Annotated in this window: 26 protein-coding genes; 13 read left to right on the plus strand and 13 right to left on the minus strand. The window is 73.5% G+C overall.

Features of this window, described 5'->3' with window-relative positions; translation table 11 throughout:
* The first annotated feature begins 9 nt into the window (after nt 1-9).
* Both ACGF0D_RS11460 and ACGF0D_RS11465 read left to right on the plus strand, forming a co-directional pair.
* The gene (locus ACGF0D_RS11460) at nt 10-213 is read left to right on the plus strand and encodes an MbtH family protein (protein WP_392881993.1); all 204 of its coding nucleotides are present in this window, start codon (nt 10-12) and stop codon (nt 211-213) included.
* A gap of 89 nt (nt 214-302) precedes the next feature.
* Complete coding sequence (locus tag ACGF0D_RS11465; RefSeq protein WP_359830103.1) at nt 303-812, plus strand: GNAT family N-acetyltransferase; 510 nt, start codon at nt 303-305, stop codon at nt 810-812.
* Nucleotides 813-1,025: 213 nt separating this feature from the next.
* Here ACGF0D_RS11465 and ACGF0D_RS11470 read toward each other — a convergent pair whose 3' ends face one another.
* The 5 genes from ACGF0D_RS11470 to ACGF0D_RS11490 are packed head-to-tail and all read right to left on the minus strand — an operon-like array spanning nt 1,026 to nt 6,477.
* A complete protein-coding gene (locus ACGF0D_RS11470) occupies nt 1,026-2,060 on the minus strand; it encodes an ABC transporter ATP-binding protein (protein ID WP_392914950.1) in 1,035 nt (344 codons plus the stop codon).
* On the minus strand, nt 2,057-3,079 hold the full coding sequence (locus ACGF0D_RS11475) for an ABC transporter ATP-binding protein (protein WP_392914953.1): 1,023 nt from the start codon (nt 3,077-3,079) through the stop codon (nt 2,057-2,059). The genes ACGF0D_RS11470 and ACGF0D_RS11475 overlap by 4 nt, the downstream gene beginning before the upstream one ends.
* Nucleotides 3,076-3,972: an ABC transporter permease gene (locus tag ACGF0D_RS11480; RefSeq protein WP_392881986.1), complete on the minus strand. Its 897-nt coding sequence runs from the start codon at nt 3,970-3,972 to the stop codon at nt 3,076-3,078. The genes ACGF0D_RS11475 and ACGF0D_RS11480 overlap by 4 nt, the downstream gene beginning before the upstream one ends.
* Nucleotides 3,959-4,927 carry an ABC transporter permease gene (locus tag ACGF0D_RS11485; RefSeq protein ID WP_392881984.1) on the minus strand — a complete coding sequence of 323 codons (969 nt, stop codon included), beginning with the start codon at nt 4,925-4,927 and terminating at the stop codon, nt 3,959-3,961. Before ACGF0D_RS11485 ends, ACGF0D_RS11480 begins: the two co-directional genes overlap by 14 nt.
* The gene (locus tag ACGF0D_RS11490; RefSeq protein ID WP_392914954.1) at nt 4,924-6,477 is read right to left on the minus strand and encodes an ABC transporter substrate-binding protein; all 1,554 of its coding nucleotides are present in this window, start codon (nt 6,475-6,477) and stop codon (nt 4,924-4,926) included. Before ACGF0D_RS11490 ends, ACGF0D_RS11485 begins: the two co-directional genes overlap by 4 nt.
* A 250-nt stretch (nt 6,478-6,727) precedes the next feature.
* On the opposite strand from ACGF0D_RS11490, the gene ACGF0D_RS11495 reads away from it, so the two are divergent.
* The 3 genes from ACGF0D_RS11495 (at nt 6,728) to ACGF0D_RS11505 (ending at nt 10,065) form a co-directional block, all read left to right on the plus strand.
* The gene (locus tag ACGF0D_RS11495) at nt 6,728-7,327 is read left to right on the plus strand and encodes a TetR family transcriptional regulator (protein ID WP_392881981.1); all 600 of its coding nucleotides are present in this window, start codon (nt 6,728-6,730) and stop codon (nt 7,325-7,327) included.
* A gap of 186 nt (nt 7,328-7,513) precedes the next feature.
* On the plus strand, nt 7,514-8,296 hold the full coding sequence (locus tag ACGF0D_RS11500; RefSeq protein ID WP_392914957.1) for a tyrosine-protein phosphatase: 783 nt from the start codon (nt 7,514-7,516) through the stop codon (nt 8,294-8,296).
* On the plus strand, nt 8,290-10,065 hold the full coding sequence (locus tag ACGF0D_RS11505) for a glycoside hydrolase family 3 protein (protein ID WP_392914962.1): 1,776 nt from the start codon (nt 8,290-8,292) through the stop codon (nt 10,063-10,065). Before ACGF0D_RS11500 ends, ACGF0D_RS11505 begins: the two co-directional genes overlap by 7 nt.
* A 128-nt stretch (nt 10,066-10,193) precedes the next feature.
* Here the strand turns inward: ACGF0D_RS11505 and ACGF0D_RS11510 are convergent, their stop codons facing one another.
* The gene (locus ACGF0D_RS11510; RefSeq protein WP_392914965.1) at nt 10,194-11,531 is read right to left on the minus strand and encodes a cryptochrome/photolyase family protein; all 1,338 of its coding nucleotides are present in this window, start codon (nt 11,529-11,531) and stop codon (nt 10,194-10,196) included.
* A 172-nt stretch (nt 11,532-11,703) separates the two neighbouring features.
* Between ACGF0D_RS11510 and ACGF0D_RS11515 the strand changes: the two genes are divergently transcribed.
* Nucleotides 11,704-12,687, plus strand: coding sequence for an aldo/keto reductase (locus tag ACGF0D_RS11515; RefSeq protein ID WP_392914967.1), 984 nt, complete (start codon nt 11,704-11,706; stop codon nt 12,685-12,687).
* A 29-nt stretch (nt 12,688-12,716) separates the two neighbouring features.
* Here ACGF0D_RS11515 and ACGF0D_RS11520 read toward each other — a convergent pair whose 3' ends face one another.
* From ACGF0D_RS11520 to ACGF0D_RS11530, 3 genes are all read right to left on the minus strand, one after another.
* On the minus strand, nt 12,717-13,118 hold the full coding sequence (locus tag ACGF0D_RS11520) for an SsgA family sporulation/cell division regulator (protein WP_392881970.1): 402 nt from the start codon (nt 13,116-13,118) through the stop codon (nt 12,717-12,719).
* A gap of 179 nt (nt 13,119-13,297) precedes the next feature.
* Entirely contained in the window at nt 13,298-13,549 is a 252-nt protein-coding gene (locus ACGF0D_RS11525) for a hypothetical protein (protein ID WP_392914968.1), read from the minus strand.
* 196 nt (nt 13,550-13,745) lie between these two features.
* Nucleotides 13,746-14,375 (minus strand): DedA family protein, encoded by a 630-nt coding sequence (locus ACGF0D_RS11530; RefSeq protein ID WP_392914970.1) that lies wholly within the window; start codon nt 14,373-14,375, stop codon nt 13,746-13,748.
* Nucleotides 14,376-14,575: 200 nt separating this feature from the next.
* Between ACGF0D_RS11530 and ACGF0D_RS11535 the strand changes: the two genes are divergently transcribed.
* Nucleotides 14,576-15,796, plus strand: coding sequence for a GNAT family N-acetyltransferase (locus ACGF0D_RS11535; protein WP_392914972.1), 1,221 nt, complete (start codon nt 14,576-14,578; stop codon nt 15,794-15,796).
* A gap of 418 nt (nt 15,797-16,214) precedes the next feature.
* On the opposite strand, the gene ACGF0D_RS11540 is transcribed toward ACGF0D_RS11535, so the two are convergent.
* The gene (locus ACGF0D_RS11540) at nt 16,215-17,585 is read right to left on the minus strand and encodes a hydrolytic protein (protein WP_392914974.1); all 1,371 of its coding nucleotides are present in this window, start codon (nt 17,583-17,585) and stop codon (nt 16,215-16,217) included.
* A 218-nt stretch (nt 17,586-17,803) separates the two neighbouring features.
* On the opposite strand from ACGF0D_RS11540, the gene ACGF0D_RS11545 reads away from it, so the two are divergent.
* From ACGF0D_RS11545 to ACGF0D_RS11555, 3 genes are all read left to right on the plus strand, one after another.
* Nucleotides 17,804-18,538 (plus strand): LuxR C-terminal-related transcriptional regulator, encoded by a 735-nt coding sequence (locus ACGF0D_RS11545; RefSeq protein ID WP_392914975.1) that lies wholly within the window; start codon nt 17,804-17,806, stop codon nt 18,536-18,538.
* 173 nt (nt 18,539-18,711) lie between these two features.
* Nucleotides 18,712-19,914, plus strand: a complete 1,203-nt coding sequence (locus ACGF0D_RS11550) for an alpha/beta hydrolase family protein (RefSeq protein WP_392914977.1) — start codon at nt 18,712-18,714, stop codon at nt 19,912-19,914.
* Nucleotides 19,915-20,077: 163 nt separating this feature from the next.
* Nucleotides 20,078-21,799: a hypothetical protein gene (locus ACGF0D_RS11555; protein WP_392914979.1), complete on the plus strand. Its 1,722-nt coding sequence runs from the start codon at nt 20,078-20,080 to the stop codon at nt 21,797-21,799.
* Between the two features lie 95 nt (nt 21,800-21,894).
* On the opposite strand, the gene ACGF0D_RS11560 is transcribed toward ACGF0D_RS11555, so the two are convergent.
* Genes ACGF0D_RS11560 through ACGF0D_RS11570 form a run of 3 tightly spaced genes read right to left on the minus strand, consistent with a single transcriptional unit; the run spans nt 21,895 to nt 23,168 of the window.
* On the minus strand, nt 21,895-22,095 hold the full coding sequence (locus tag ACGF0D_RS11560; RefSeq protein ID WP_392914980.1) for a DUF397 domain-containing protein: 201 nt from the start codon (nt 22,093-22,095) through the stop codon (nt 21,895-21,897).
* Between the two features lie 27 nt (nt 22,096-22,122).
* Nucleotides 22,123-22,323: a DUF397 domain-containing protein gene (locus tag ACGF0D_RS11565; protein WP_392914982.1), complete on the minus strand. Its 201-nt coding sequence runs from the start codon at nt 22,321-22,323 to the stop codon at nt 22,123-22,125.
* Nucleotides 22,320-23,168 carry a helix-turn-helix transcriptional regulator gene (locus tag ACGF0D_RS11570; protein ID WP_392914984.1) on the minus strand — a complete coding sequence of 283 codons (849 nt, stop codon included), beginning with the start codon at nt 23,166-23,168 and terminating at the stop codon, nt 22,320-22,322. Before ACGF0D_RS11570 ends, ACGF0D_RS11565 begins: the two co-directional genes overlap by 4 nt.
* A 260-nt stretch (nt 23,169-23,428) precedes the next feature.
* Between ACGF0D_RS11570 and ACGF0D_RS11575 the strand changes: the two genes are divergently transcribed.
* From ACGF0D_RS11575 to ACGF0D_RS11585, 3 genes are read left to right on the plus strand one after another with little or no spacing between them, the layout of a single operon-like run.
* Entirely contained in the window at nt 23,429-23,797 is a 369-nt protein-coding gene (locus ACGF0D_RS11575; RefSeq protein WP_392914987.1) for an ATP-binding protein, read from the plus strand.
* Nucleotides 23,794-24,060 carry a hypothetical protein gene (locus tag ACGF0D_RS11580; protein ID WP_392914990.1) on the plus strand — a complete coding sequence of 89 codons (267 nt, stop codon included), beginning with the start codon at nt 23,794-23,796 and terminating at the stop codon, nt 24,058-24,060. Before ACGF0D_RS11575 ends, ACGF0D_RS11580 begins: the two co-directional genes overlap by 4 nt.
* A complete protein-coding gene (locus ACGF0D_RS11585; protein ID WP_392914993.1) occupies nt 24,048-24,182 on the plus strand; it encodes a hypothetical protein in 135 nt (44 codons plus the stop codon). Before ACGF0D_RS11580 ends, ACGF0D_RS11585 begins: the two co-directional genes overlap by 13 nt.
* The last annotated feature ends 165 nt before the right edge of the window (nt 24,183-24,347 follow it).

Genomic DNA, 24,347 nt, shown 5'->3' on the forward strand with positions numbered 1-24,347 from the left:
GAGCCCGACATGGACGAGAACACCCGCTACCAGGTGCTGCGCAACGACGAGGAGCAGTACTCCCTCTGGCCCGCCGACCTCGACGTACCGGCCGGCTGGCAGCCCGTCGGCACCGAGGGCACCGAGGCCGAGTGCACCGCGTACGTCGACGAGGTGTGGACCGACATGCGCCCCAGGAGCCTGCGCGAGCGCATGGAGAACGCCGGAGCCTGACCGGCCCCCGGTCCCCGGTCGGGGGCGGGGCCCGCAAGCCCCGCCCCGGCCGCCGCACCACCGAACCACCACGACCCGAGGAGAGCACCGTGACCCCTCCGCTGCGCACCGAGCACCTGGAGTTCATCCCCTACCGGACCGAGGACGAGGACGCCTTCGTCTCCCTGCTGCGCGACGCGGACGTGTGCCGCTGGATGGGCCAGGACCTCGTGCCCGAGCCGGACATCCGCACGCTGTTCCGCGCGATCCTGAGCGACGTCTACCCGCAGAACCTCTTCGACGTCTGGGGCCTCTGGGTGGACGGCGCGTACGCGGGCCACGCCGAGGTCAAGCGCGCCGGGAACGTCGACGGCCACGAGCTGGTCACCGCGCTGGCCCCGGCGTTCTGGGGCCGGGGCCTGGGCGGCGAGGTGGTGCGCGGCCTGATCCGCTACGCCGGTGAGGAGCTGGGGCTCAAGGAGGTCTACGGCATGGTCGGCGCCGAGAACACCCCGAGCCTGACGATGTGCCACCGGCTCGGCTTCCGGCACCTGCGCGACGTGGTCGGGGACGACGGCTCGGTGACCAAGCTGGTGGCCATCTCCACCGACCAGGCCTGATCCGGGCCCGAACGGTGGGGCGGGCTGAGCGAGGACGAGCGCCGCGCCCTGTTCACGAGCGACCCGCTTCCGTCCGGCGTCTGACCGGCGAGGATCCGCCCGACCCGTGGGGCCCCGGCTGTCCGGTCGGGGCCCCACGGGCTTGCGGTGCACGCACCTCGACGCCGCGCCCTGGTCCGGCGATTTCCGCAGGACGCGCCCCTGGCGCGGCGGTCAGGCCGCGGGAGCGGCGTCGATCAGCGGGCGGTGGCAGGCCACCGCGCGGCCGGGGGCCAGCTGCCGTAGGGCGGGTTCCTCGGTGGCGCAGCGGGAGTCGGCGAGGGGGCAGCGGGTGCGGAAGCGGCAGCCGCTGGGTGGGGCGAGCGGGGAGGGCGGGTCGGCGGGCAGCAGGCCGGTGTCGCGCAGCGGGCGGCCGGGTTCGGGGACGGCGGCGAGCAGCGCCGCGGTGTACGGGTGGGCGGGGGCGGCGAGGACGGCCTCGGTGGGGCCGCGCTCGCAGACGCGGCCGAGCTGGAGCACGGCGACCTCGTCGCTGACCGCGCGGACCACGCCGAGGTCGTGGGAGATGAAGAGGCCGGCGAGCCCGCGTTCCTCGGTGAGCCCGCGCAGCAGGTTGAGCACGGTGGCCTGGGCCGAGACGTCGAGGGCGGAGACCGCCTCGTCGGCGATCAGGACGCGCGGTCCGGCGGCCAGTGCCCGGGCGATGGCGACCCGTTGGGCCTGTCCGCCGGAGAGCTGATGGGGCCGCCGGTCGCCGAACAGGGCGGGCGGCAGGCCGACGGCCTCCAGCTGCCGGGCGACGGCCTCCTCGCGGTCGCGGGTGCCCCCGTGGGCCGGGTCGGGGTGGGCGTCGAGGGGTTCGGCGACGAGGTCGCGGACCCGGCGGCGCGGGTTGAGGGAGGAGAGCGGGTCCTGGAAGACCATCTGGAGCCGGGGTCGGACGGCCCGCAGGGCGCGCGGGGAGAGCGTGGCGAGGTCGGTGCCGTCGAGGGTGACGGTGCCGGTGGTGGGCGGGGGCAGCCGCAGCAGGGCCTTGGCGATGCTGCTCTTGCCGGAGCCGGACTCGCCGACCAGGGCGAGGGTGCGGCGCGGGTACAGCGCGAGGTCGACGCCGCTGACGGCGTGCAGCGGGCCGGAGCGGGTGCGGTGGACGACGCTGAGGCCGGTGGCCTCCAGGACGGCCTTCGCGGGGGCCGCCGTCTCGGGGCCGGTACCGACGGGCCCGGTGCGGTCGGGGGCGGTGGTCATGCCGCGGACTCCAGTTCCTCGGGAGCGGTGGTGTCGGCCTCGCCGAGCGGGAAGTGGCAGTCGGCGGTGTGGCCGTCGGCCGCGGTGTGCACCGGGGGCCGGGTCGTGGTGCACAGCTCCGTCGCCCGCTCGCAGCGCGGGGCGAAGGGGCAGCCGGGGACGGGCCGGGTGAGGTCGGGCGGCGAGCCGGGGATGGCGGGCAGGGTGCGGCGCAGCGGGCCGGTGACCCGGGGGACGGAGCGCAGCAGTGCCGCGGTGTAGGGGTGCAGGGGGTGCCGGGTGACGGCCTCGGTGGGGCCGGTCTCGACGATCCGGCCGCCGTACATGACGGCGATGCGGCGGGCCCGCCCGTACAGCAGGCCGATGTCGTGGGTGATCAGCAGGGTGGCGAGGCCGCGGCTGACCCGGTGGTGGTCGAGCAGGTCGAGGACGGTGCGCTGGACGGTGACGTCGAGGGCGGTGGTGGGTTCGTCGGCGAGCAGCAGGGCGGGTTCGCCGGCCAGGGCGGCGGCGATGCCGACGCGCTGGCGCAGACCGCCGGAGAGCTCGTGCGGGTGGGCGCGGGCCCGCCGGGCGGGGTCGGGGACGTCCACGGCGGCGAGCAGCTCGGCGGCGGTGCGCAGCCGTTCGCGCCGGGAGAGGCGGCGCCGGTTGGTGATCGACTCGGTGACCTGCTCGGCGATCCGGACCACCGGGTTGAGCGAGGTCATCGGGTCCTGGTGGACCATGGCGATGCCGGTGCCGAGCAGTGCGGCGCGGCGGGCGGGGGTGGCGGCGAGCAGGTCCTCGCCGTTCAGCCGGACCTCGCCGGTGGCGACGGCCCGGGTGGTGCGCGACTCGACGCCGAGGACGGTGCGGGCGAGCACGGACTTGCCGGAGCCGGACTCGCCGACCACGCCGAGGCACTCGCCGGCCGCGATGGTGAGGCCGACGCCGTGCAGGACGTGCAGGGAGCGGCCGTCGGGGGTGTGCAGGACGGTGTCCAGCGAGCGGACGTCGAGGACGGGGGCGGAGGTCATCCGCGCGCTCCCTTCGCAGCGGCGGGGCCACCCGAACGCAGGTGCTCCCCGAGGTAGTTGAGGGCGAGGACGGTCAGGCAGAGCACCGCCGCGGGCGCCAGCGAGATCCACGGCGCGCTGCCGAGGGTGGTGCGGCCCTCGGCGATGATGCCGCCCCAGGAGGGCTCCGGCGGGCGCAGCCCGAAGCCGAGGAAGCTGAGCGAGCCCTCGGCGACGATGGCGACGGTGGTGGCGGTGAAGGCGAAGGTGAGTGCGGCCGGCACGACGTGCGGGACGATCTCGCGGCGCAGGATGCGCAGCGGGGCGGTGCCGATCATCCGGGCGGCCTGGACGAAGCCGCGCTCGCTGAGCGAGAGCACCACGGCCCGTACCACCCGGGTGAAGTGGGGGACGGTGAACAGCCCGATGAGCGTGCCGATCACGGTGAGGCTCGGGCCGCGCATCGAGACCACGATCATCACCAGGATCAGGCTGGGGACGGACATCAGCAGGTCGGTCCCGAAGCCGATCGTCTTGTCGACCGGGCCGCGGAACCAGCCGGCGGCGAGGCCGAGGGTGCCGCCGCCGAGCAGGCCGACCAGGATGGTCAGGGCGGCGACGGTGAAGGAGGCGCGGGCGCCGGCGACGGTGCGCTGCAGGATGTCCCGTCCGGAGCCGTCGGTGCCCAGCCAGTGGTCGGGGCCGGGGGCGGCGGCGGGGTGGGCGAAGTCGCCGTGCAGCGGGTCGAAGCCGGGCAGCAGCGGCAGCAGCAGGACGGCGAGGGCGACGACGGCCAGCCAGGCCGCGGCGGCGAGCACGCCGGCGGGCGGCCGGCGCCGGGCGGCGCGGGTGGCGGCGGCCGCGGGCTCGGCGGACTCGGCGGGTGCGGCGGTCACGGTCTCAGCGGTGCTCATGGGCGATCCTCGGGTCGATCGTGCGGTACAGCAGGTCGACCGCGAGGGTGGCCGCGACCACGCCGAGGGCGCTGACCACCACCACGGCCTGGACGACCGGGAAGTCCCGGCCGGCGATGGCCCCGGCGGCCAGGCTGCCGACGCCGGGGACGGCGAACAGCGACTCGACCAGCACCGAGCCGCCCAGCGAGGTCCCGATGCCGATTCCGACCAGCGTCACCAGCGGCAGGCTGGACGGCCGCAGGGCGCGGCGCAGCAGCAGCCGGGTGGTGCCCATGCCGCGGCTGCGGGCGGCGGCGATGTACGGCTGGTCGAGGGTGTCGATCAGCTGTCCGCGCAGGGTGCGGGTGAACACGGCGGCCTCGGTGAGGCCGAGGGTGAGGGCGGGCAGGACGAGGTGGCGGAGGTTCTCCGCCGGGTCCTCGGTGAACGGGGTCCAGCCGGTGGCGGGCAGCACGCGCAGTTGGACGGCGGCGATCCAGATGAGCAGCAGGCCGAGGGCGAAGCCGGGGACGGCGAGCCAGCCGAAGGTGCCGGCGGTGGCGATCCGGTCGAAGGTGCCGCCGGGCCGCCAGGCGGAGAGCAGGGCGACGGGCACGGCCAGGCAGAGCGCCACCAGTTGGGCGGCGAGGAAGAGTTCGAGGGTGACGGGGATGCGGTCGGCGAGTTCGGTGGTGACGGCCGCTCCGGTGGACAGCGAGTGGCCGAGGTCGCCGTGCAGGGCGTCGCCGATCCACTGCCAGGTGGCGGCGAGCACGTTGCGGTCCAGGCCGAGTCCGGCCTCGTAGACGGAGATCTGCTCGGGGGTGGCGGTGGGGCCGAGGGCGGCGACGGCGGGCGAGCCGGGCATCAGGTGGGGCAGGGCGAGCGCGGCGACGGTGACGAGCAGCAGCACGGCCGCGGCGCGGCCGAGCCGTCCGCCGTACCGCAGGGCGGTCCGGGTGCCGGGGGTCATCGCTTCACCCACAGGGTGGCGGGGGAGACGCCGAGGACGGTGCGCTTGGACAGGTCGGGCAGTCCGCCGACCCTGGCGGCGCCGAGGTAACCGACGATGTTCTCGGTGAGGAAGGCCATCGGGGCCTCGTCGACGACCCGCTGGGCGGCCTGGCGGTAGGCGGCGGTGCGCTGGCCGGGGTCGGTGGAGGCGCGGCCCCCGGCGATCGCCTGCTCGGTCTCGGGGTCGGACCAACCCGCGAAGTTGTACGGCGAGTTCGCCAGGTAGAGGCTGCCGAGCGCGGTGTCGGTGTCGCCGAACATGCTGGTGACGAAGTCCATCACCTGGAACTTGCGCTGGAGCATCGCGGTGCCCAGGCTCGCCTGGTCGAGCGGTTTGACGGTCATCCTGATCCCGGCCTCGCCGAGCATCTGCTGGAGCACGGTGGCGCGCTGCTGGGCCTCGGGGCGGCTGTCGACGAGGTAGTCGAAGGCGAGGTCGGGGTGGCCGGCCTCGGCGAGCAGGGCGCGGGCCTTCGCCGGGTCGTGGGCCGGGTACGCGGCGGCCGTGCGGTACGGGGAGCGGGAGCCGATCGGGCCGTCGGAGACGGCGCCCTGGCCGAGGAAGACGACCTTCTCCAGGGCCTCGCGGTCGATCGCGAACTGCACGGCCCGGCGGACCCGGGCGTCGTCGAACGGCGCGGACCTGGTGTTGAAGACGACGGTGCTGGTGGAGCCGGGACCGGTGGCGGTGCGCAGCCCGTCGGCGGCGGCCTGCTTGAGCTGGCTGGGCGTCTCGGTCCAGATCAGGTCGGTGTCGCCGGAGCGCAGCGACTGGTAGCGGCTGTCGGTGTCGGGCAGCACCCGGTAGACGAGCTTGTCGGCGTGGCCCTTCGCCCCCCAGTACGCGGGGTTGCGGGTGAGGGTGACGGAGACTCCGGGCTGCACGCTCTCCACGGTGTACGGGCCGGAGCCGACGGCGGGGGAGTCGCCGGCCGGCGCCTCGGCGACGTAGCCGAGGGCGCGGGTGAACAGGTTGGGGAAGCTTGAGTCGGGCGCCTTGAGGGTGAAGGCGACGGTGGTCGGGCCGGTGACGGCGGTGGCGGCGATGGTGGCCGCGTCGAGGGCGCAGGAGCACTTGCTCTCCGGCTTGGCGAGCCGGGCGACGTGGTCGGCGACGGCCTGGGCGTCCAGCGGCTTGCCGTCGGCGAACCTCACGCCCTCGCGCAGTTCGAGGGTCCAGACCGTGGCGTTCGCGTCGGGGGTGAAGGACTTGGCGAGGTAGGGCTGGACGGTGCCGTTGTCGCCGTTGACCATCAGCGGGTCGAAGAGGGCGTTGGCGAGGACCATCATCGGCATCGAGGTCAGGGTGCCGTCGGCGGGGTCCAGCTTGGCGAACGGCCGGTCCAGGCCGATCTTGAGCGTGCCGCCGTCCACGGCCGGCCCGTCGCTCGCCGAGCCGGTGCTCCCGCCGCCGGTGCCGGACAGCGCGTCGTCGGAGGCGGAGCAGGCGGTGAGGGTGAGCGCGGCCGCGCAGGCCGCGGCTGCCAGGAGGTGGGTGTGCCGCTTCATGGTTCCTCGGTTCGGGGGAGTGGGCGGGGCGGGGTGTGGGGGCGGCCCGGGGGAGTGCGGCCGCCGACGACCGTCACCATTCCGGAAGTGGCAGTACTGCCAAAAGGCAGTCGTGCAAACTTCCGATGACGAAACCCGGAAGAGTCGGAGCCCGCCTTGAGCGCACCCGGTCGGACGTGATTCGGTACTGACAGCCGCCCTCCTCGGCGGCCCACCCACACCCAACTCACCGAACGGGGACGGAAGAACGATGCAGGGGACGGACACCGTGGCGGAGCCGGGCATGCGCGACCGCAAGAAGGCGCGCACCCGCGACAGCATCCGCACCGCGGCACTCGACCTCTTCGAGGAACAGGGCTACGAGCGCACCACCGTGGACCAGATCTGCCGCCGCGCCGACGTCGCCCACCGCACGTTCTTCCGCTACTACCCGGCCAAGGAGGCCCTGCTGTTCGGCTGGGACTTCGGCCAGACCCTGCTCGACGCCTTTGCCGTCGCCCCCGCCGAACTCCCGCTCTGGGCCGCGCTCGACCACGCGGTGACCACCACCGGCGGACGGCTGGAGGAGCCCGTCGAGCACACCGCCCGGCGCCGCAGCCTGCGCCGGGGCCTGCTCGACGTCCACTCCGTCCACAACTACGCCCTGGTCGTCATCGACGCGTTCATCGAACGCACCGTCACCATCGCCGCCGAGCGGCTCGGCGTCGACCGGGACACCGACCTGCGCCCCACCGCGCTCGGCGCGATGTTCGGCGGCATGGTGCGGCGGCACATCCTGGTCGGCCAGGAGAGCGGCACGCTGGCCGACTGGGTCAGGGCCTACCGGGACGTGCTCGCCGTCGCGGGCTGACCCGGCCCCAGATCCCAGATCCCAGATCCCAGGCCCCAGACCCCCGACCTCCGTTCACCGTTCACCGGGCGATGCCGCCGGCCGCCCGGACGGCACCGCACGCCCTGCGCCACCCCCCCCGCGCAGCATCGCAGCCCCCCTCACAGACCCCCCGCGCCACCCTTCGCACCTCCTGAAAGGCCCCGCATGTCCCTGGTCAACTTCCGCGACCCCGCCGCGCTCACCGACCCCGCGAGCCGGTGGATCCGCCCCGGAGCCCTGTTCCGCTCCGCCCAGCCCTTCCCCGCCGCCGACGCGGACACCGTCGCCCAGCTGCGCGAGCACGGCATCACCACCATCGTCGACCTCCGGGGCGAGGCCGAGAGCAGCCCCGAGGACTGGGCCGCCGCCGAGGCCGCCGGCATCGCCGTCGTCGCCGCCCGGATCGACCCCACCAACGACGAGCTGGAACGGGCCATGCGGGCCATGACCACCGCCGAGGACCTCGGCGCCTTCTACCTGCTGATGGCCGAGTCCGCGCCGCGCTCCCTCGCCACCGCCGTCGAGGCCGCCGCCCGCCCGGGCGGCGCGCTGGTGCACTGCGCCGCCGGCAAGGACCGCACCGGGCTGCTCACCGCGCTGCTGCTGGAGCTGCTCGGGGTGCCCGCCGAGGAGATCGTCGCCGACTACGCCCGCACCAACGAGGCGCTCCGGCAGATCTGGGCGGGCCTCGCCGACCGCAACCGCGCCGCCCTCAACGAGGTCGAGGCCGGCCGGCTGACCGTCCCCGCCCCGCTGCTGGAGGCCCCCGCCGGGGCGATGAGCAGCTTCCTCGACCTGGTTCGCACCCGGCACGGCGGCGCCGCCCGCCTCCTGACGGCCTGCGGGGTCACCACCGAGACCCTGGACGCGTTCCGCGCCAAGGCCGCCGCCGCCCGTACCACCGCCGGTACCGCCGCCTCGGACACCGCCGGGGTGACGGCATGCTGACCCTGCTGCGCCACACCGACGGCACCCCGTTCCGTGACCTCAACCACAACGGCACCATGGAGCCCTACGAGGACCCGCGGCTGCCCGTCGAGGACCGGGTCGAGGACCTCCTCGGCCGCATGACCGTGGCGGAGAAGGCCGCCCTGATGCTGCACGGCCGGATGCTCCCCGGGGAGCACCCGCCGTTCCCCTCCAACGCCCACCTGATCGCCGAGCACGGCCTCACCCACTTCGCCATGATGGCCGTCCCCGACCCGCGGGCGATGGCCGAGTGGAACAACCACGTCCAGGACCTCGCCGCGGCCGCCCGGCTGGGCATCCCGGTCACCCTCTCCTCCGACCCCCGGCACGGCTTCACCGCCAACCCGGCCACCGCCCACACCGGCGGCGGCTTCAGCACCGGCCCCGAGCCGATCGGTCTCGCCGCCACCGACGACACCGAACTGGTGCGCCGCTACGCCGACCTGATCCGCCGCGAGCTGTGCGCCGTCGGCATCCGGGTCGCCATCCACCCGATGGCCGACCTCGCCACCGAGCCCCGCTGGGCCCGGATCAGCGGCACCTTCGGGGAGGACCCGGAGCGCGCCTCGCGCATGATCACCGCCTACGTCGAGGGCCTCCAGGGCGAGCGGATCGGCCCGGACAGCGTCGCCTGCATGACCAAGCACTTCCCCGGCGGCGGCCCGCAGGCCGGCGGCGAGGACTCGCACTTCGCGGCCGGGCGCCGACTCGTCTACCCCGGCGGCGAGTTCGAGACCCACCTGCGGCCCTTCGAGGCGGCCTTCGCGGCCGGCACCGCGCAGATCATGCCCGCCTACGCGATCCCCTCCGGCAGCGGCCTCACCGAGGTCGGCGCCAACTTCAACCGGGACGTCATCACCGGCCTGCTGCGCGGGCGTTACGGCTTCGACGGCGTGGTCTGCACCGACTTCAACGCCATCACCGGCATGGACGTTCCCGGCGTGGTCACCCTGCCCCCGCGGCACTGGGGCGTCGAGGAGCTGTCCGTCGCCGAGCAGGTCGTGCTCACCCTGGACGCCGGCGCCGACCAGCTCGGCGGCGAGACGGACCCGGAGCTGATCCTGGCCGCCGTCCGCTCCGGCGCCGTCACCGAGGCCCGGCTCGACGAGTCGGTCCGCCGCATCCTGCGCGACAAGTTCCGCCTCGGCCTCTTCGACGACCCGTACGTGGACCCGGACGCCGCCGCCGAACTGGTCGGCGCCCCGGAGGGCCGGGCGCTCGGCCGTGAGGTCCAGCGCCGCTCCGTGGTCCACCTGGCCGGCGCGCCGCGCCCCGCCGAGCGGCTGTACGTCGAGGGCGTCGACCCGGCCGTCGCCGGCCGCTACGGCACCCTCGTCGAGCACCCGGAGCAGGCCGATCTGGCCGTCGTCCGTCTCGCCACCCCGTACGAGCGGCGCGAGGGCATGCTGGAGCAGCACTTCCACAGCGGCTCGCTGGAGTTCGAGCCGGCCGAGGTCGAGCGGCTCACCGCGCTGGCCGCCACCGTCCCCACGGTCTTCGCCGCCCAGCTGGAGCGGCCCGCCGTGCTCACCCCGCTCGCCCCGCACGCGGCCCTGCTGATCGGGGATTTCGGCGCCGCGGACGAGGTCGTCCTGGACGCCGCGCTCGGCCGCGCCCCGATGACCGCGACCCTCCCGTTCGACCTGCCCGCCTCCGACGCCGCCGTCGAGGCCGCCCGCGAGGACGTCCCATTCGACACCCGTGACCCGCTCTTCCGCTGCGGCCACCGCGCCACCGACGGAGGCTGAGCCACCCCGCGCCGGGGCACGCCACCAGCGCGCTCCTCGGCGCGGGGCGCTCACGGCCCGGTCCCGGAAACGGGCGCCCCGTACCCGCCTTGGCCACGCGCCGGGCCGTCGGGTGGCGTCCGGCCGGTTCAGTCCAGGCCCCGGGCCCGGCGGAACCGCTCCGTGAGGGCGTCCGGCGCGATGAGCGGCGGCGGGTAGTCGGGAGCGGGGTCGAGCAGCCAGGGGCGGTGGACGGTGGGCCCGGACAGGTGGGCGAGTTCGGGCACCCAGCGGCGCACGTACGCCCCGTCCGGGTCGTACCGGTCGGCCTGGCGCAGCGGGTTGAGCACCCGGTTGGGGCGGGTGTCGGTGCCGGTGCCCGCGACCCACTGCCAGTTCAGCTGGTTGTCGGCCACGTCCCCGTCGACCAGCAGGGACAGGAAGTGGGCGGCGCCGATCCGCCAGTCCAGGTAGAGGCACTTGGCGAGGAAACCGGCCGTCAGCAGGCGGGCCCGGTTGTGCATCCAGCCCTCCGCGGCGAGCTGGCGCATCCCGGCGTCGACGATCGGGTAGCCGGTGCGGCCCTGCCGCCAGGCCTCGGCCTCGCGCTCGTCGCGGTGCCAGCGGTCGTTCCTGGTCCGGTAGTCGCGGTGCGCGGCGTCCGGGCGGGCGGCGAGCACCTGGTGGTGGAAGTCGCGCCAGGCGAGCTGCCGGACGAAGGCCCGCGCGCCCTCGCCGTCCCGTCGCAGGGCGCGCTCGACGAGTTCGGTGGGGGACAGGCAGCCGAAGTGCAGGTACGGGGAGAGCCGGGAGGTGGCGTCGGCGGCGAGGTCGTCGTGCACCCGCGCGTACGCGTCGACGTCCCAGCGCCGCCACCGCTCCCTGGCCGCGCTCTCGCCCCCGGGCGGCAGGGCGGGCGAGAGCGGCCCGGTCAGCAGCAGGTTCTCGCTGCCGATGCCGTCAGGGGTGTCGATCGCCCGGGGCGCGGCCAGCACCGTACGGCGCGGCGCCTGCTGCCAGGCCCGGTGGTACGGGGTGAAGACGGCGTAGTGGTCCCGGCCGGCCGGGGTGATCCGGCCCGCCGGGACGACCGTCACCGAGGCGTCGTGGACGTGCAGGCGGTCGCCGAACACCGCGCGCAGCCGGGCCTCCCGCCGCTGCGCGAAGGCGCTGACGCCCGCGGCGACGTGCACGCTGGCGGCGCCCGCTTCGGCGTCCGCCTCGGCGGCGACCCGGGCGGCCTGTTCGGCGGGCTCGCCGCGCCGCACGACCAGCCGGGAGCCGATCCGGCGCAGCGAGGCGTCCAGGTCGGCGAGGCAGTCGGCCAGGAACGCCTGCCGGTTGGGCACGGCGAACCCGGCGGCCTCGACGGCCGGGTCCAGGACGAACAGCGGGACGACCCGGTCGGCCGTGGACCGGGCGGCGTGCAGCACGGGGTTGTCGTGCAGCCGGAGGTCCTGGGTGAACAGGGCGATCGATACGGTCACGGGTGGGGCCTCGCAGGGGGTGCCGTCGGGGTGCGGACAGTCCTACCGGATGCGCGCGGCCGCCTGCCGCGAGGATTGGACCGAACGGCCCAGCGGGTCCCGCCCGGCGGGCCCCCGGACGGGTGCCGGAGGCGGCGTGCTGCGGCGCGGCGCCGCATGAGAGGCTCGCCCCATGGAACAGCGCGTACTCGGCCGCACCGGCCGCCCCGTCTCGATCGTCGGCCTCGGCACCTGGCAGCTCGGCGCGGACTGGGGGGACGTCCGGGAGGAGGACGCCCTGGCCGTCCTGGAGGCCTCGGTGGAAGCCGGCGTCACCCTCTTCGACACCGCCGACGTCTACGGCGACGGCCGCAGCGAGCGGCTGATCGGCCGCTTCCTGAAGGACCGCCCGGACGCCGGGGTGCTCGTCGCCACCAAGTTCGGCCGCCGGGTCGAGCAGCGGCCCGAGCACTACAACCTCGCCAACTTCCGTGCCTGGGCCGACCGTTCACGGGACAACCTGGGCGTGGAGCGGCTCGACCTGGTGCAGCTGCACTGCCCGCCGACGCCCGTGTTCTCCTCGGACGAGGTGTTCGACGCCCTGGACACCCTGGTGGCGGAGGGCCGGATCGCCGCCTACGGGGTGAGCGTGGAGACCTGCGCCGAGGCGCTGACCGCGATCGCCCGCCCGAACGTCGCGAGCGTCCAGATCATCCTGAACGCGTTCCGGCTCAAGCCGCTGGAGCAGGTGCTGCCCGCCGCCGAGGCCGCCGGGGTGGGGATCCTCGCCCGGGTGCCACTGGCCTCGGGCCTGCTGTCGGGCCGCTACGACGCGCACACCGTCTTCGGCCCGGACGACCACCGCACCTACAACCGCCACGGCGAGTCCTTCGACCAGGGGGAGACCTTCTCCGGGGTGGACTTCGCGACGGGCGTCGAGGCGGCGGCGGAGTTCGCCGCGCTCGCACCCGAGGGGGCGAGCGCGGCGCAGACGGCGCTGCGGTGGGTCACCCAGCAGCCGGGCGTGACGACGGTGATCCCCGGCGCCCGCAACGTCACCCAGGCCCGGGCCAACGCGGCCGCCGCCGAGCTGCCGGCGCTGCCGCCGGCCACCCTGGCCTCGGTGCGCGAGCTGTACGACCGGCGGATCCGGCCCCAGGTGCACGCCCGCTGGTGACGGCGGGCGGTTGAGGGGCGGGCCGGGGCTCAGGAGAGCAGCCGGGCGAGAGCGGCGTCGACGTCCAGGTGCTCGGCCTCGGCACCGGCCGGCACCAGGCGGAAGGAGTCGAGGAGGAACGCCGTCACGACGCCCGCGGAGACGCTGACCACCGCCCGCGCGCCCAGGGACCGCAGGGTGATCAGCAGCCGGCCCGCCGGCCCGGGTGCGACGGTCACGTCCCCGGAGCCGACGGGGCCGTGCAGGCCCCCGTCCAGCAGCTCCCGGGCGAAGGTCCACTCGGCCCGGTCGTCGTCGCCGAGCGGCGGGAACGCCAGGCACACCGCGTACGGCGACGCGGTGTCGAACCGCAGCTGCGCCTCGACGGCCAGCTCTGGGCACGGGCCTTCGGGCAGGGTGACGGCGATGGACCAGGAGGTGGCGACGGTCATGTGACGGGCTCCCGTTCTGGCGGTGGCACCGGCTCGCGCTCCGGCCCTGGCGGCCGGTGGACGGTCGGTGGTGGCAGCGCTCGGTTACCCGCCCGTCCCCGGTGCATTCCCGCCGTCCGCGCGTGACCGTACGGAGCCCCTACCGGGCCACGGTCCCGCTACGGCGCCCCACGGCCCCGCTACGGCGCCACCGTGTCCGCCGCGGGCGGCTCCGGGCCCTCGTCCTTGTCCGGCTTCGCCTTCCGCCGGACGTCGGCCGGGGTGGGCACGCTGACGGAACGCTCCTTGGCGGAGCGCTCCCGGGCTCCGGCCCTGCCCTCGGCCTTCGCCCGGACATCGGCCGGGGTCGGGGACGTGATCGCGCGTTCCTCGGCGGACCGCTCCTGCGTCGGCTCGTCCGGCCGCGTTCCGTGCTCGTCGCGTGTGGTCATGGCTGGTTTCCCCTCTCCGGGTCCTGGGCCTCAGCGGATGGGATACCGGGCAGCTGCCCGGGATGCCCGGTGGTGAACCGGGCGGACGGCGTCGGTGCGGCCGTCAACCCTCCGACCGTAACCCCGTCCCGGGAGCCGCGCCGCCCGGAAACGGTGCGCCCGACCCTCCGACGGGCGGGCCGCGGGGCGCCCGGTGTCAGGGCTGACCGCCCCGGTCGCCCCGGTTCGCGGTCCTCCGCCGCCGCAGGTACCAGACGAGGAGGGCGATGACGACGCCGCCGGCGATCGCGAGCGCGAGGACCTGCCCGACGGTGCTCTCGACCCGGGTGTAGGCGGCCCCCGAGAAGTAGCCGAGGAGGGTGAACCCGACGCCCCACAGGAGGCCGCCGAGGGCGTTGAACAGCAGGAACCGGCGGTAGGGCATGCGCGACATGCCGGCCAGGGTGGGCACCATCGCGCGGAAGAAGGCGACGAAGCGCCCGAAGAACACGGCGGCCGGCCCGCGCCGGCGGATCAGGTCCCGGGCCCGCTCGACCCGGTCCGCGTGGCGTCGCATCGAGCGGGTGTCGAGGAGCCGCGGGCCGATGTGGCGCCCGATCTCGTAGCCGGCGGTGTCGCCGAGGATCGCCGCGCAGACCACGAACAGGACGAGCCAGCCGAGCGAGACCCTGCCCTGGTGGGCGAGGAACCCGCCCAGGACGGCCGCGGTCTCGCCAGGGACGAGGAAGCTGAAGAACAGGGCGTCCTCGACCAGGACGAGGCCCGCGACGACCGCGTACCCGACCGGACCGGACAGGCCGCTCAGCCAGTCGGTGATCGAGTGCATCAGCCACCCCGTTCCGGACCGGCGCTCCTCCCAACGTAGCGCTTGCGCTCGGGTCCGGCGGCTCGTGCTCGGTGGCCGGCAGCGACGGCGCGGGGCCCTTCCCGGCGGGTAATTCGGTTGACCGGTCCGTGTCGTGACGCTGGACTTCGGGGGGCGCCGCACGAGGTGGCGCCGGCGAATCGGGGAGGCAGCAGCACCACATGGAGATCCGTTCCACGACCGACCAGGACCTCGGCGCGTTCGTCGACACCTTCCACGCCGCGCTGGGCCGCTTCCCGGACGCTCCGAACGCGGACGGCGGCGGGGTCTGGTGGGCGGCGACCGAGATGGACCGCAACCTGCTCGCCGTGACGGCGGACGGCCGGCCCGTCGGCACCGCCGGTGCGCTCACCTTCGAGCTCACCCTGCCCGGGCAGGCCGTCGTCCCGGTCGCCGGGGTGACGTCGGTCGGCGTCCTGCCCAGCCACCGGCGCCAGGGCCTGCTCACCGCGATGATGCGGCGTCAGCTCGCCGACCTGCGGGCCCGGGGCGAGTTCCTCTCGGTGCTGCTGGCCGCCGAGGCCGGCATCTACGGCCGGTTCGGCTACGGCCCGGCGACGTACACCCAGCGGCTGACGGTGCAGCGCCGCCAGGCCGCCTTCGACCCGTCCCGGACGCGGCGGGCGGCCGAGGCCCCGGCGGGCGGCTCGGTCGAACTGCTGCGGCGGGCCGAGTGCGGGGCGGTCATCGAGGAGGTCTACGACCGCTACCGCCGCACCAGGCCCGGCGCGCTGTCCCGCCCGCGCCGCTGGTGGGAGCTGGGCGCCGGACAGGTTCCGATCGCCCCGACGCCGCGCTACGTCGCCGTCCACCGGGACGCCGACGGCACCCCGGACGGGTACGCCGTCTACTGGAAGGACGGCGACACCCTGACGGTGGACGAGACCGTCGCCCTGGACGACGCCGGCTACACGGACCTGGCCCGGTACGTGCTCGGCCACGACCTGGTCGGCGAGGTCGTGTTCCGGCACTGCGCGCCCGACCACCCGCTGCGCTGGCAGTTCGCCGACTTCAACGCCGGCCAGTTCAACGGCCACACCGACTGGCTCTGGGTGCGGATCCTGGACGTGCCGCGGGCGCTGACCTCGCGCGGCTGGTTCACGGACGGCGAGCTGGTCCTGGACGTGGACGACCCGTTCCTCGGCGAGCAGCACCGGTACCTGCTGACCGTCCGGGACGGCAAGGCCGAGTGCGTGCCGACGGACCGGGAGCCCGATCTGTCCCTGGACGTCCGCGACCTGGGCGCGGTCTACCTCGGCGGCACCGCCCCGAGCCGGCTCGTCCGGGCCGGGCACGTCCGCGCCCACCACCCCGACGCGGCCGCCCGCGCCGACGCCCTGTTCCGTGCCGAGCGCGAGCCGCACTGCCTGCACTGGTTCTGATCGGTCGCCCGCCGACCGAACGCGGTCCAAGGAAACAGCCGAACGCCGTCCCCGCCCGTGAAGGGCGGGGACGGCGTTCGGCTGTTTCGCGCGTTTTCGGACGGATCATCAACGGTGCGAGCAGGCCCGATGGTTCACGGGGGCCAGTCGGTTTGCCCTCGCGGACCAGGCGGATTGCCCTCGGAGGACAGACCGTGGCATGGCGCGGGCGGGTCGGTTTTGTTCGTACGGGTGCACTCTGCAACAGTGTCCATCATGTATTGACATGGTCACGAGACGTGAGAGGCGAAGTCGGAGAAGAAGGACGTCGGGGACGTCGGGGGCGAACGGGTCGGAACGGGCCCGTCGGTATCAACGGGGCAACCGGTGCGCCCTTCCCGCCCGGGGAGGGGAAGGGCATCATCCTGCGCGCGTCGGTTCAGTTCCCCTGCCGGATGTCGCTCAACGTCCCGCTGATGTTGAGGAGTTCGTGGCACGTGGGCGCCTGCTTGCCCGAGGCCGGGGTACCCGGCACCTCGCAGGTCACGTTCGCCGTCACGGCCTGGTCCTCGGGGACCTGGATGGGAGTCACCCAGTGGTAGTCCTGGTTGCGGAAGGTCTCCAAGGCGATGGTGGTGATCGTCTTGTTGCCGGCGGTGATGGTCACCACACCCTGGTCGCCCTGGAAGTTGGCGACCACGAGGTCCGTGATGTCGAACACCTTGCCGTGCGGCACCTGGTAACTGCCCGTCGTGGACGCGCCGTTCTCGGTCTGCACGTCGATGGTGGCGGAACTCTGCTGCCCGGTGCCCGGCACCGCCAGGCCGCCCGGGCCGGGGCCGCCCTGGCCGCCGGGGCCGGTGCTCGGCTTCCCGGCGCCCGGCTTGGCCTGGCCGCCGGGCGTGTTCCCGGCGGACGGCGCCGAGGGGTTGTCGCCGGCCGGGGCACCGGCGGGCTGGGCCGGGGTGGCGCTCTGCTGGGCGACGGCCTGCTCGGCGGCCTGCTTGGCGGAGCTGCGCACCGCCGGGCGGACCAGCGCGAACCAGGCCAGCAGCAGCGCGATCAGCAACGCCAGGAGCGCCAGCAGCCACCGGGGGAAGATCGGCAGCTGGACGAACTCGCCCTCGAGGACCGGCTTCTGAACGACCGCCGCCTCGGCCTCCGGCCTGGCGTCCTTGCCGGCCTTGGCGTCCTTGCCCTCCGCCCCCTCCTCCGGGCCCACCGTGACCTCGAACGGCCAGGTCGCCTGCTTGCCGAACCAGATCAGCTTGCGGGTGCGCGCCTGAACCCGCACCTCCCCGGACTCGCCGGGCTCCAGCCGCAGCTTCTCCGGCGCGACGGCGAACCGCAGGTCCTCGCCGGCCTGTCCGGGAGTGAACGTCACGGCGGTCGGCGCGTTCCCGAGGTTGCGCACCGAGGCCCGGTAGCGTCCGCGCAGCCAGCCGCGGCGACGGCGCGGGGCGAGCGCGGCCCGCAGCTCGTGGAACGGCGTCACGGTGACGGTGGCCTCCGGCACCGCCACCAGGTCGGGGCGCTCCACCGGCAACACGCGGATGCCGAGCGGGAACTCGCCGGCCCGGGTCGAGGGGGAGCGCGGCGGAGCCAGTCGGACCGTCACCGTCTCGGAGGTCCCGGGGAAGAGCGAGATCCGGGCCGGCTCGACCGTCGTCCACGCGGCGCAGTCCCCGACCGCCTCGAAGGTGTAGGCCTCAACGATGTCGAGATCGTTGCGTACCGTCAGGGTCGTGGTGGCCACGCCACCGGGGGCCACCGTGATTGCTGGCAGGCCGAGTTCGGCGGATGTGGTCATAGCGTGACGGTAGGGCGGTTCGCCGCCGAAGAAGAGGGCCGTACGGGCAAGCTGTGGGCCACACCCCTTGCCCGTCAGGACCGACCGGAGACCCCGCCCGGTGCCGTCGCGGGAACGGCCCGGCGCCATGCGGCCCGCCGCCCCCAGATACCCCCGGCCGGACCTGCCTCGCGGCGGCCGGCCGTCACCCTCGCAGGAACAGAGAAATGGAGTAGTCGATGACGTCGACCGATACAACCCGTGAGGAAGCCGTCACCGCGCGCCGGACCGGAGTCGCGTCGCGCTCCGGCATCGCCGCCGCCCCGCGCGTCCCCGAGCAGTCGCGCGGCAGGAGGGGAGTGCGGGTGGCGGTGTTCGCGGAGGACCTCATCCTGCAGACCGGCGTGGTCCAACAGCTGCGCCAGCGGCCCGAGGTGGAGCTGCTGAGCGAGGGCGAGGCCGGGCGGGCCGAGGTCTCCCTGCTGGTGGTCGACGCGCTGAGCGAGACGGTCACCGAACACCTGCGCCGGCTGCGGCTCGCGACGTCGGGCCGGATAGGCCTGGTGGTGGGGCAGTTCGAGGCCGGCGGGCTGCAGACGATAGTGGAGAACGGGGTCGCGGCCGTGCTGCGCCGGTCCGAGGCCGACCAGGACCGGTTGGTGCACCTGATCACGGCGCTGGCGAACGGAGAGGGCGTGATGCCAGGGGATCTGCTGGGCGAGCTGCTCGACCGGATCGGCATGCTCCAGCGCACCATGCTCGATGGGCGGGGGCTGACCCTGTCCACGCTGACGGCGCGGGAGGCCGAGATGCTGAAGCTGGTGGCCGAGGGCTTCGACACCAGTGAGATCGCGACGAAGACGTCGTACTCCGAGCGCACGGTGAAGAACGTGCTGCACGAGATCATCACGCGGCTCGGCTTGCGCAACCGGGCCCACGCCGTGGGCTATGCGATGCGCCGAGGTCTGATCTAGGAGAAAGGAGACGGTGCCTCGCCCGAGCTCGGGCGAGGCACCGGGTGGAGAACGCTCAGCGGAGCCCGAAGTCGAACTCCCCGGTGGAGACGGTCAGGGTGTAGCCAGTACCACCCTCAAGACGGAAGCCCGCATGATCGAGTGTCAGGGCGGGGCCGGGCAGGATCGTGCCCGTGAACACCACCTCGAACCGCAAGCGCCGTATCGGCGCTGTCGCAATCCTGGCTCTCGCCGCATCAGTGGCCGCGACCGGCACCGGACTCGCCGCCACGACCCCGCCGGCCACCGTGCACGCGACCGCCGCCACAGCTGCCGCCGCGCCCACGCGGTCCTTCCAGGGCACGCTCCCCGCGCCGACCGGCCCCTACGCCGCCGGCGAGGACGTCATCCACCTCACCGACACGAACCGTCCCGACCCGTGGGTGCCGTCATCCGGCCCACGCCAACTGACCGTCACGATGGTCTACCCGGCCGTCCCCGGGACCGGGACTCCGGCCCCTTACATGACCCTCGGCGAGGCAGCCGGAGTCCTCCAGCGCCGGAAGCTGCCGGCGAGCTCCGGTGTCACCCCGCAGAACCTTGCCGGCGTCACCACTCACGCCTTCGGCGGCGCGCGGCCGCAGAGCGGCAAGTATCCGCTGGTGGTCCTCTCAGCCGCGTACGAGAACCCGCGCATGACGCTCACCTCGCTCGCGACCGACCTGGCCAGTCACGGCTACGTCGTCGCGCTCGTCGGCCACACCTACGAGGACAGCGGCGAGACGCTGGCGAACGGCCAGACGTCGCCGTGCGCGATCTGCGATGGCCCGGCGTGGCTCGACTTCGACTCCCTCGCCGCCAGCCGCGCTCTGGACGTGTCCTTCGTGATCGACCGGTTGACGCATGGCAATACCGCGTGGCGCCTGGCACACGTCATCGACAAGCACGAGATCGGCATGGCCGGACACTCCATCGGCGGAGCGGCGGCCGCCGCCACGATGACCGCCGACCCGCGAGTACGGGCCGGAGTGAACATGGACGGCTCCTTCCACCCGGCCCCGATGCCCGGCCAGATCAACCGGCCGTTCCTCATGCTCGGTGCGCCCCCCTCCGACCACTCGGCCGGCGGTGGCGACAACTGGGAGCAGGCCTGGGCCGCCCTCGGCGGCTACAAGAAGTGGCTGACGGTCGCCGGCGCCGACCACTTCAGCTTCAGCGACCTGGACCTGCTTCTGGAGGAGGCCGGGTTCCCGACGGCGCCCCTCTCCCCGGAACGCGGGGTGGTGATCACGCGTGAGTACGTGACGGCGTTCTTCGACCGGACGCTGAAGGGGATCCACAGTCCGCTGCTGGACGGCCCCTCGCCGAACAATCCGGAAGTACTCTTCCAGCACTAGTGCGTCGGCCTCTACCGCGGCGACCCCGCCGGCTGACCGGCAACCCCCGAAGGATCAACGCGGCGCTGCACTAGGATCCGGCGGGTCGCACGCGAACCTGATGCCCCTTCACGCTGCTTCGGGGCCGCGTGCGACCACGTCGCCGTACACCCCTGGAGATCCGATGCCACGCGTCCCCGCCCGAAGACTGGGCCTGGCCTGCCTCGTCACCACCTTGCTGGCCACCGGCCTCACCGCCGTACCGGTGGGCACAGCCGCAGCCACCGGCCCCGCCACGGCCGCCGCCCCCGCCACGGCCACCGCCGCAGCCCCACCGAACGGTGTGCTCTTCGACGACTTCCACTACACCGGCCCGGACGACCCCGACCTCGCCGCGCACGGCTGGACCGTGCGGACCGGTACCGGCGGGCCCGGCCCGGCCGCGGCATGGGACGCGGCCGGAGTGAGCTTCCCGTCCGACCCCACCGTGCCGGGCGGACAGGTGCTGCGACTGCGGGCCGTCACCGACGGAACGTCCGGCGGCACTCGCCAGGCCCAGATCAACACCGCGCAGAGCAAGTTCTACGCCGGCACCTACGCCGCCCGCGTCCACTTCGCCGACCAGGCCACCGCGGGCGACGGCAGCACCGACCACCCGGTCCAGAGCTTCTACGCCATATCACCGTTCCACCAGCACCTGCCGAACGCCGAGACCCCGCAGTACAGCGAGCTCGACCACGAGTACCTGCCCCGGGGCGGCTGGGACCAGGCCAACCCCGGCGCCTCGTACAACACCACGGCGTACCACGGTTCCGCGGACAGCGACAACCTCCACACCGGCCGCTCCCTCCAGGGCTGGCACACCCTCCAGACCACGGTCTGGAACGGCACCGCCACCTTCTACCTGGACGGCACCGTCCACCACACCGCACCGGCCCGGTACTCGCCACGCGAGCCGATGACCATCGACTTCAATGCGTGGTTCATCGACCTGAACTCGCCAGGCCACACGCGCAGTTGGGACGAGGAGGTCGCCTGGGTCTACTACAACGACTCGGCCGCCCTGTCGCCCGGCGACGTCACCGCCGCCACCAACGGTCTGCTCGACAGCGGAACCCACTTCGTCGACACCGTGCCGAGGCCGACCGCCCCCAACGACCACACCGGCGACGGCATCAGTGACCTCTCCCTCCTCTACGACTACGAGCCGAGCGACCCGGCCGCAGGCTGCCCGCAGAGCGGCTCCGAGCACACCCGCGTCCTCGGCCTGGCCGCCAAGTCCGACTACACCGGCGCGCTCGACGGCCTGACGACCCGCTCGGACGACCCGTGCGCGCCCGGCCGGCCGAAGTTCACCGCCTCCGGCGACTTCGACGGCGACGGCAAGGCCGACCTCGCCGCCTACTACGACTTCGGCACCGTGGGCTCCACCTGCCCCGGCATCAGCCACGTGGCCGTCGTGGAGTGGCTGGCCGGAAAGCCGGCCCGGAAGGTCTGGGAGAGCACCTGCTTCGGCGGCGGCACCACGGCCTTCACCGCCGGGGACTTCACCGGGGACGGGCGCAGCGACCTCGCGCTGCTGTACGACTACGGTGCCGGCCACGTCAGCCTGTTCACCCTCATCGCCGACCCGTCGGGCGGCTTCGGCGGCCTGGTGCCGCAGTGGGACGCCTCCGCCTGGGGCACCGGTACGAAGTTCCTGACCGCCGGCGACCACAACGGCGATGGCAAGGCCGACCTCGCACTCTTCACCGACTACGGAAACTCGGGTGCCACCTGTCCGGGCAACGCCCACCAGGCGGTTCACACCTTCACTGCGGATCCGTTCGGCACCGGCGCGTTCCAGGCCCCGGTCAAGGCGTGGGAGAGCACCTGCTTCGGCGGCGGCACGGCGTTCTTCAACTGACCGCCGGCTGACCGCCGCCCGTCCTGGGGCGTGTCGATGCGGCAAGCGAAAGCGGTGCCTCGCCCGAGCTCGGGCGAAGCACCGCTTGGGAGCCGTTAGAGGAGCCCGAAGTCGAACTCCCCGGCGGAGACGGCGGCGATGAAGGAGGAGTGGGCCGCCCGGTCGAAGGCCAGGGCCGGGCCGTTCGGGTCTTTCGAGTCGTGGATGTAGGAGATCGGGCCGCTGGGGATGGCAACCTCGACGCAGTTGTCGTCGCCGGCGCTGTAGCTGGACTTCTTGAAGGTCGGCTGGGTCACTTGATCCTGTCTCTCTGGCGGGAGTGTTCAGACGAGCCCGAAGTCGAACTCGCCGGTGGCAACGGCGCTGATGAATGCCGAGTGGGCCGCCTGGTCGAAGGCCAGGGCCGGGCCGTTCGGGTCTTTCGAGTCGCGGATGTAGGAGATCGGGCCGCTGGGGATGGCAACCTCGACGCAGTTCTCGTCTCCGCCGCTGTAGCTGGACTTCTTGAAGGTCGGCTGGGTCACTTGATCCTGTCTCTCTGTGCGGTGATGAAGGCGAGCGAGGAGTCGACGGACATGGCTTCTGCTGTGATTTCCTGGAAATTCGACCTGCAGAGCTCCACGTCGGCTGGATCCTCGACCCACAAGCAGCTCATCATCCCTTCGACCAGGACGACGTCGAGGTCCTTGCGCTGTGGGAATCCCATGAGCGTGAACGCTCCGTACATTCCCGGGTGAACTGCCGCGCCGATCGGCATGACCTGAATGTTGATGTTGGACAGGCTGCTGAGAGTCAACAGCCTGTCCAACTGCGGGACCATGACCTCGGGGCGGTTCGCGTTCGAGCGGAGGGCCGCCTCATGGATGACGGCCCACACCTGCACGGGGTTCGGGCGCGTCAGGATGGACTGACGCGCCATTCGAACCTGGACCAGATCCTCGACGGTCCCACCTGACCGGTTGCGCAGGCGCTCGATGATGATGCGCGCGTATTCGGGGGTCTGGAAGAGGCCGGGAATAAAGGCCGGTTCGTACGTCCGGTAGGTGGTGGCGTCGGCTTCCAGAAGGATCAGGTCGTTCGCCGTGGTGTTGATGACGTCGCGATAGCTCAGCCACCAGCCGCGTTTGCTCCCGTCCTTCGTGATGGCGAGCAAGCTGGCCCGGTAGTCCTCGTCGTCGCATCCGTAGTAGTCGAGGAGCTTGATGACGTCCTCGATCTTGGCTGCGGTGTGGGCGGTCTCGATCCGAGTGAGCTTGGGCTGGCTCATCCCGGTGGCTTCCGCGGCTACCTCGGCGGTGAGTTTCCGTTCTTCACGGAGCTTCCGCAGTTCGCCGCCGAGCCTTCGCCGGCGGACGGTCGAGACTGCCATGTTGTCCCCTCCTGAGCTGTCAGTTGACAAGTTTGCCTGTGTGAAGGGCGTCAGCGCTACCAGTAACTGGCGTTCGAGACTGCCGAATTCAGGTTCGATTTGTATATATGCGAGACGCGCCAGCTGACTTGCATTGGGAATCGCATAGGCCCCATGCTGAGCGTAGCGGATCGACTGCTCTGAGTAGGCATCGATCTGCGATCTCGCCGTCCCCTGACTGGCGGCGGATGATCCACTTCACCCCCCACGGAGGTTTCTTCGTGTCTCCCCTTGGACTCCCCCCTGACTGGTCGGCCGCGCGCGAAGAGTTGCGCGAACTGACCTCGCGCGCCGGGTGGACGCCCGACCTGGTCGCCGATGCCGAGACCGCGCTCCTCGAACTGTTCGTCAACGCCTGGCGCCACGGCGGCAGTGCGGCGCCGCTCGTCGTCATCGCGCTGCTCGACCACGTCCTCCGGGTCTCCGTCAGCGACGGGAGCCCCATCCGCCCGGTCAGTCGCGACGGTTCCGACCTCCTCGCGGTCTCCGGCCGGGGCCTGCGGCTCGTCCGCTCCCTCACCGACCGCTTCGGCACCGAGGACCGCAAGACCGGCAAGTCCGTCTGGTTCGAGCTGGACGCCGCCGCGTGACCGCCGATCACCGCCGCCCGACCGGGCCGGCCGACCCGATCATGCGCACCTACACCGAGCCGGAGGTCGCCTCCCTGCTCGACGAACTCCGGGAGCGCGGCCGCAAGTTCGGCCTCATCTGGCCCTCCCTCGCCACGGACCGGGTGGTCGACGGCCGCGTCCTGGTCCGCTTCGGTGCGGCGCCGGCCAGCACCGTGCTCAACCTCCTGGCGGTCCTCCGCCACTACGAGTACGAGAAGGCCGAGGCCCCGTGCGACTCCTGATCGACCTCGCCCTTCCCCTCCTCCTGCCCTTCGCCATCGCCGTCGTCGGCCTCGGCGCGGTCGCCGTCCTGCGGATGCCCAGCCGCCCGGACTCCATCCGGGGCCACCGGCCGCCGTCCTGAAGCCCTACGCAGGAAGTCGGCCCCGCGACTCTGCTGGCGAAGTATTTGATCTGGGTCAGGCCGCTGCTGCGATGGCGTGTTGGGTGCAGAGTGTGTGGATGCGGGTGGGGTGGCGGTCTGGTCGGGTGGTGGTGTCGTAGTGGGTGCCGAGTCGGCGGATGTTGA

This window comes from Kitasatospora sp. NPDC048298 (assembly GCF_043201465.1).
In the GTDB taxonomy this organism is placed as follows: Bacteria; Actinomycetota; Actinomycetes; order Streptomycetales; family Streptomycetaceae; genus Kitasatospora.

Excerpts from the sequence above, each read along its gene's own strand:
- ACGF0D_RS11490 (WP_392914954.1), bottom strand. The coding sequence starts at position 6,477 with ATGAAGCGGCACACCCACCTCCTGGCAGCCGCGGCCTGCGCGGCCGCG.
- ACGF0D_RS11460 (WP_392881993.1), top strand. The coding sequence starts at position 10 with ATGGACGAGAACACCCGCTACCAGGTGCTGCGCAACGACGAGGAGCAG.
- ACGF0D_RS11545 (WP_392914975.1), top strand. The coding sequence starts at position 17,804 with ATGACGTCGACCGATACAACCCGTGAGGAAGCCGTCACCGCGCGCCGG.
- ACGF0D_RS11555 (WP_392914979.1), top strand. The coding sequence starts at position 20,078 with ATGCCACGCGTCCCCGCCCGAAGACTGGGCCTGGCCTGCCTCGTCACC.
- ACGF0D_RS11515 (WP_392914967.1), top strand. The coding sequence starts at position 11,704 with ATGGAACAGCGCGTACTCGGCCGCACCGGCCGCCCCGTCTCGATCGTC.
- ACGF0D_RS11570 (WP_392914984.1), bottom strand. The coding sequence starts at position 23,168 with ATGGCAGTCTCGACCGTCCGCCGGCGAAGGCTCGGCGGCGAACTGCGG.
- ACGF0D_RS11470 (WP_392914950.1), bottom strand. The coding sequence starts at position 2,060 with ATGACCACCGCCCCCGACCGCACCGGGCCCGTCGGTACCGGCCCCGAG.
- ACGF0D_RS11530 (WP_392914970.1), bottom strand. The coding sequence starts at position 14,375 with ATGCACTCGATCACCGACTGGCTGAGCGGCCTGTCCGGTCCGGTCGGG.
- ACGF0D_RS11505 (WP_392914962.1), top strand. The coding sequence starts at position 8,290 with ATGCTGACCCTGCTGCGCCACACCGACGGCACCCCGTTCCGTGACCTC.
- ACGF0D_RS11485 (WP_392881984.1), bottom strand. The coding sequence starts at position 4,927 with ATGACCCCCGGCACCCGGACCGCCCTGCGGTACGGCGGACGGCTCGGC.
- ACGF0D_RS11540 (WP_392914974.1), bottom strand. The coding sequence starts at position 17,585 with ATGACCACATCCGCCGAACTCGGCCTGCCAGCAATCACGGTGGCCCCC.
- ACGF0D_RS11520 (WP_392881970.1), bottom strand. The coding sequence starts at position 13,118 with ATGACCGTCGCCACCTCCTGGTCCATCGCCGTCACCCTGCCCGAAGGC.
- ACGF0D_RS11475 (WP_392914953.1), bottom strand. The coding sequence starts at position 3,079 with ATGACCTCCGCCCCCGTCCTCGACGTCCGCTCGCTGGACACCGTCCTG.
- ACGF0D_RS11495 (WP_392881981.1), top strand. The coding sequence starts at position 6,728 with ATGCAGGGGACGGACACCGTGGCGGAGCCGGGCATGCGCGACCGCAAG.
- ACGF0D_RS11535 (WP_392914972.1), top strand. The coding sequence starts at position 14,576 with ATGGAGATCCGTTCCACGACCGACCAGGACCTCGGCGCGTTCGTCGAC.
- ACGF0D_RS11525 (WP_392914968.1), bottom strand. The coding sequence starts at position 13,549 with ATGACCACACGCGACGAGCACGGAACGCGGCCGGACGAGCCGACGCAG.
- ACGF0D_RS11480 (WP_392881986.1), bottom strand. The coding sequence starts at position 3,972 with ATGAGCACCGCTGAGACCGTGACCGCCGCACCCGCCGAGTCCGCCGAG.
- ACGF0D_RS11500 (WP_392914957.1), top strand. The coding sequence starts at position 7,514 with ATGTCCCTGGTCAACTTCCGCGACCCCGCCGCGCTCACCGACCCCGCG.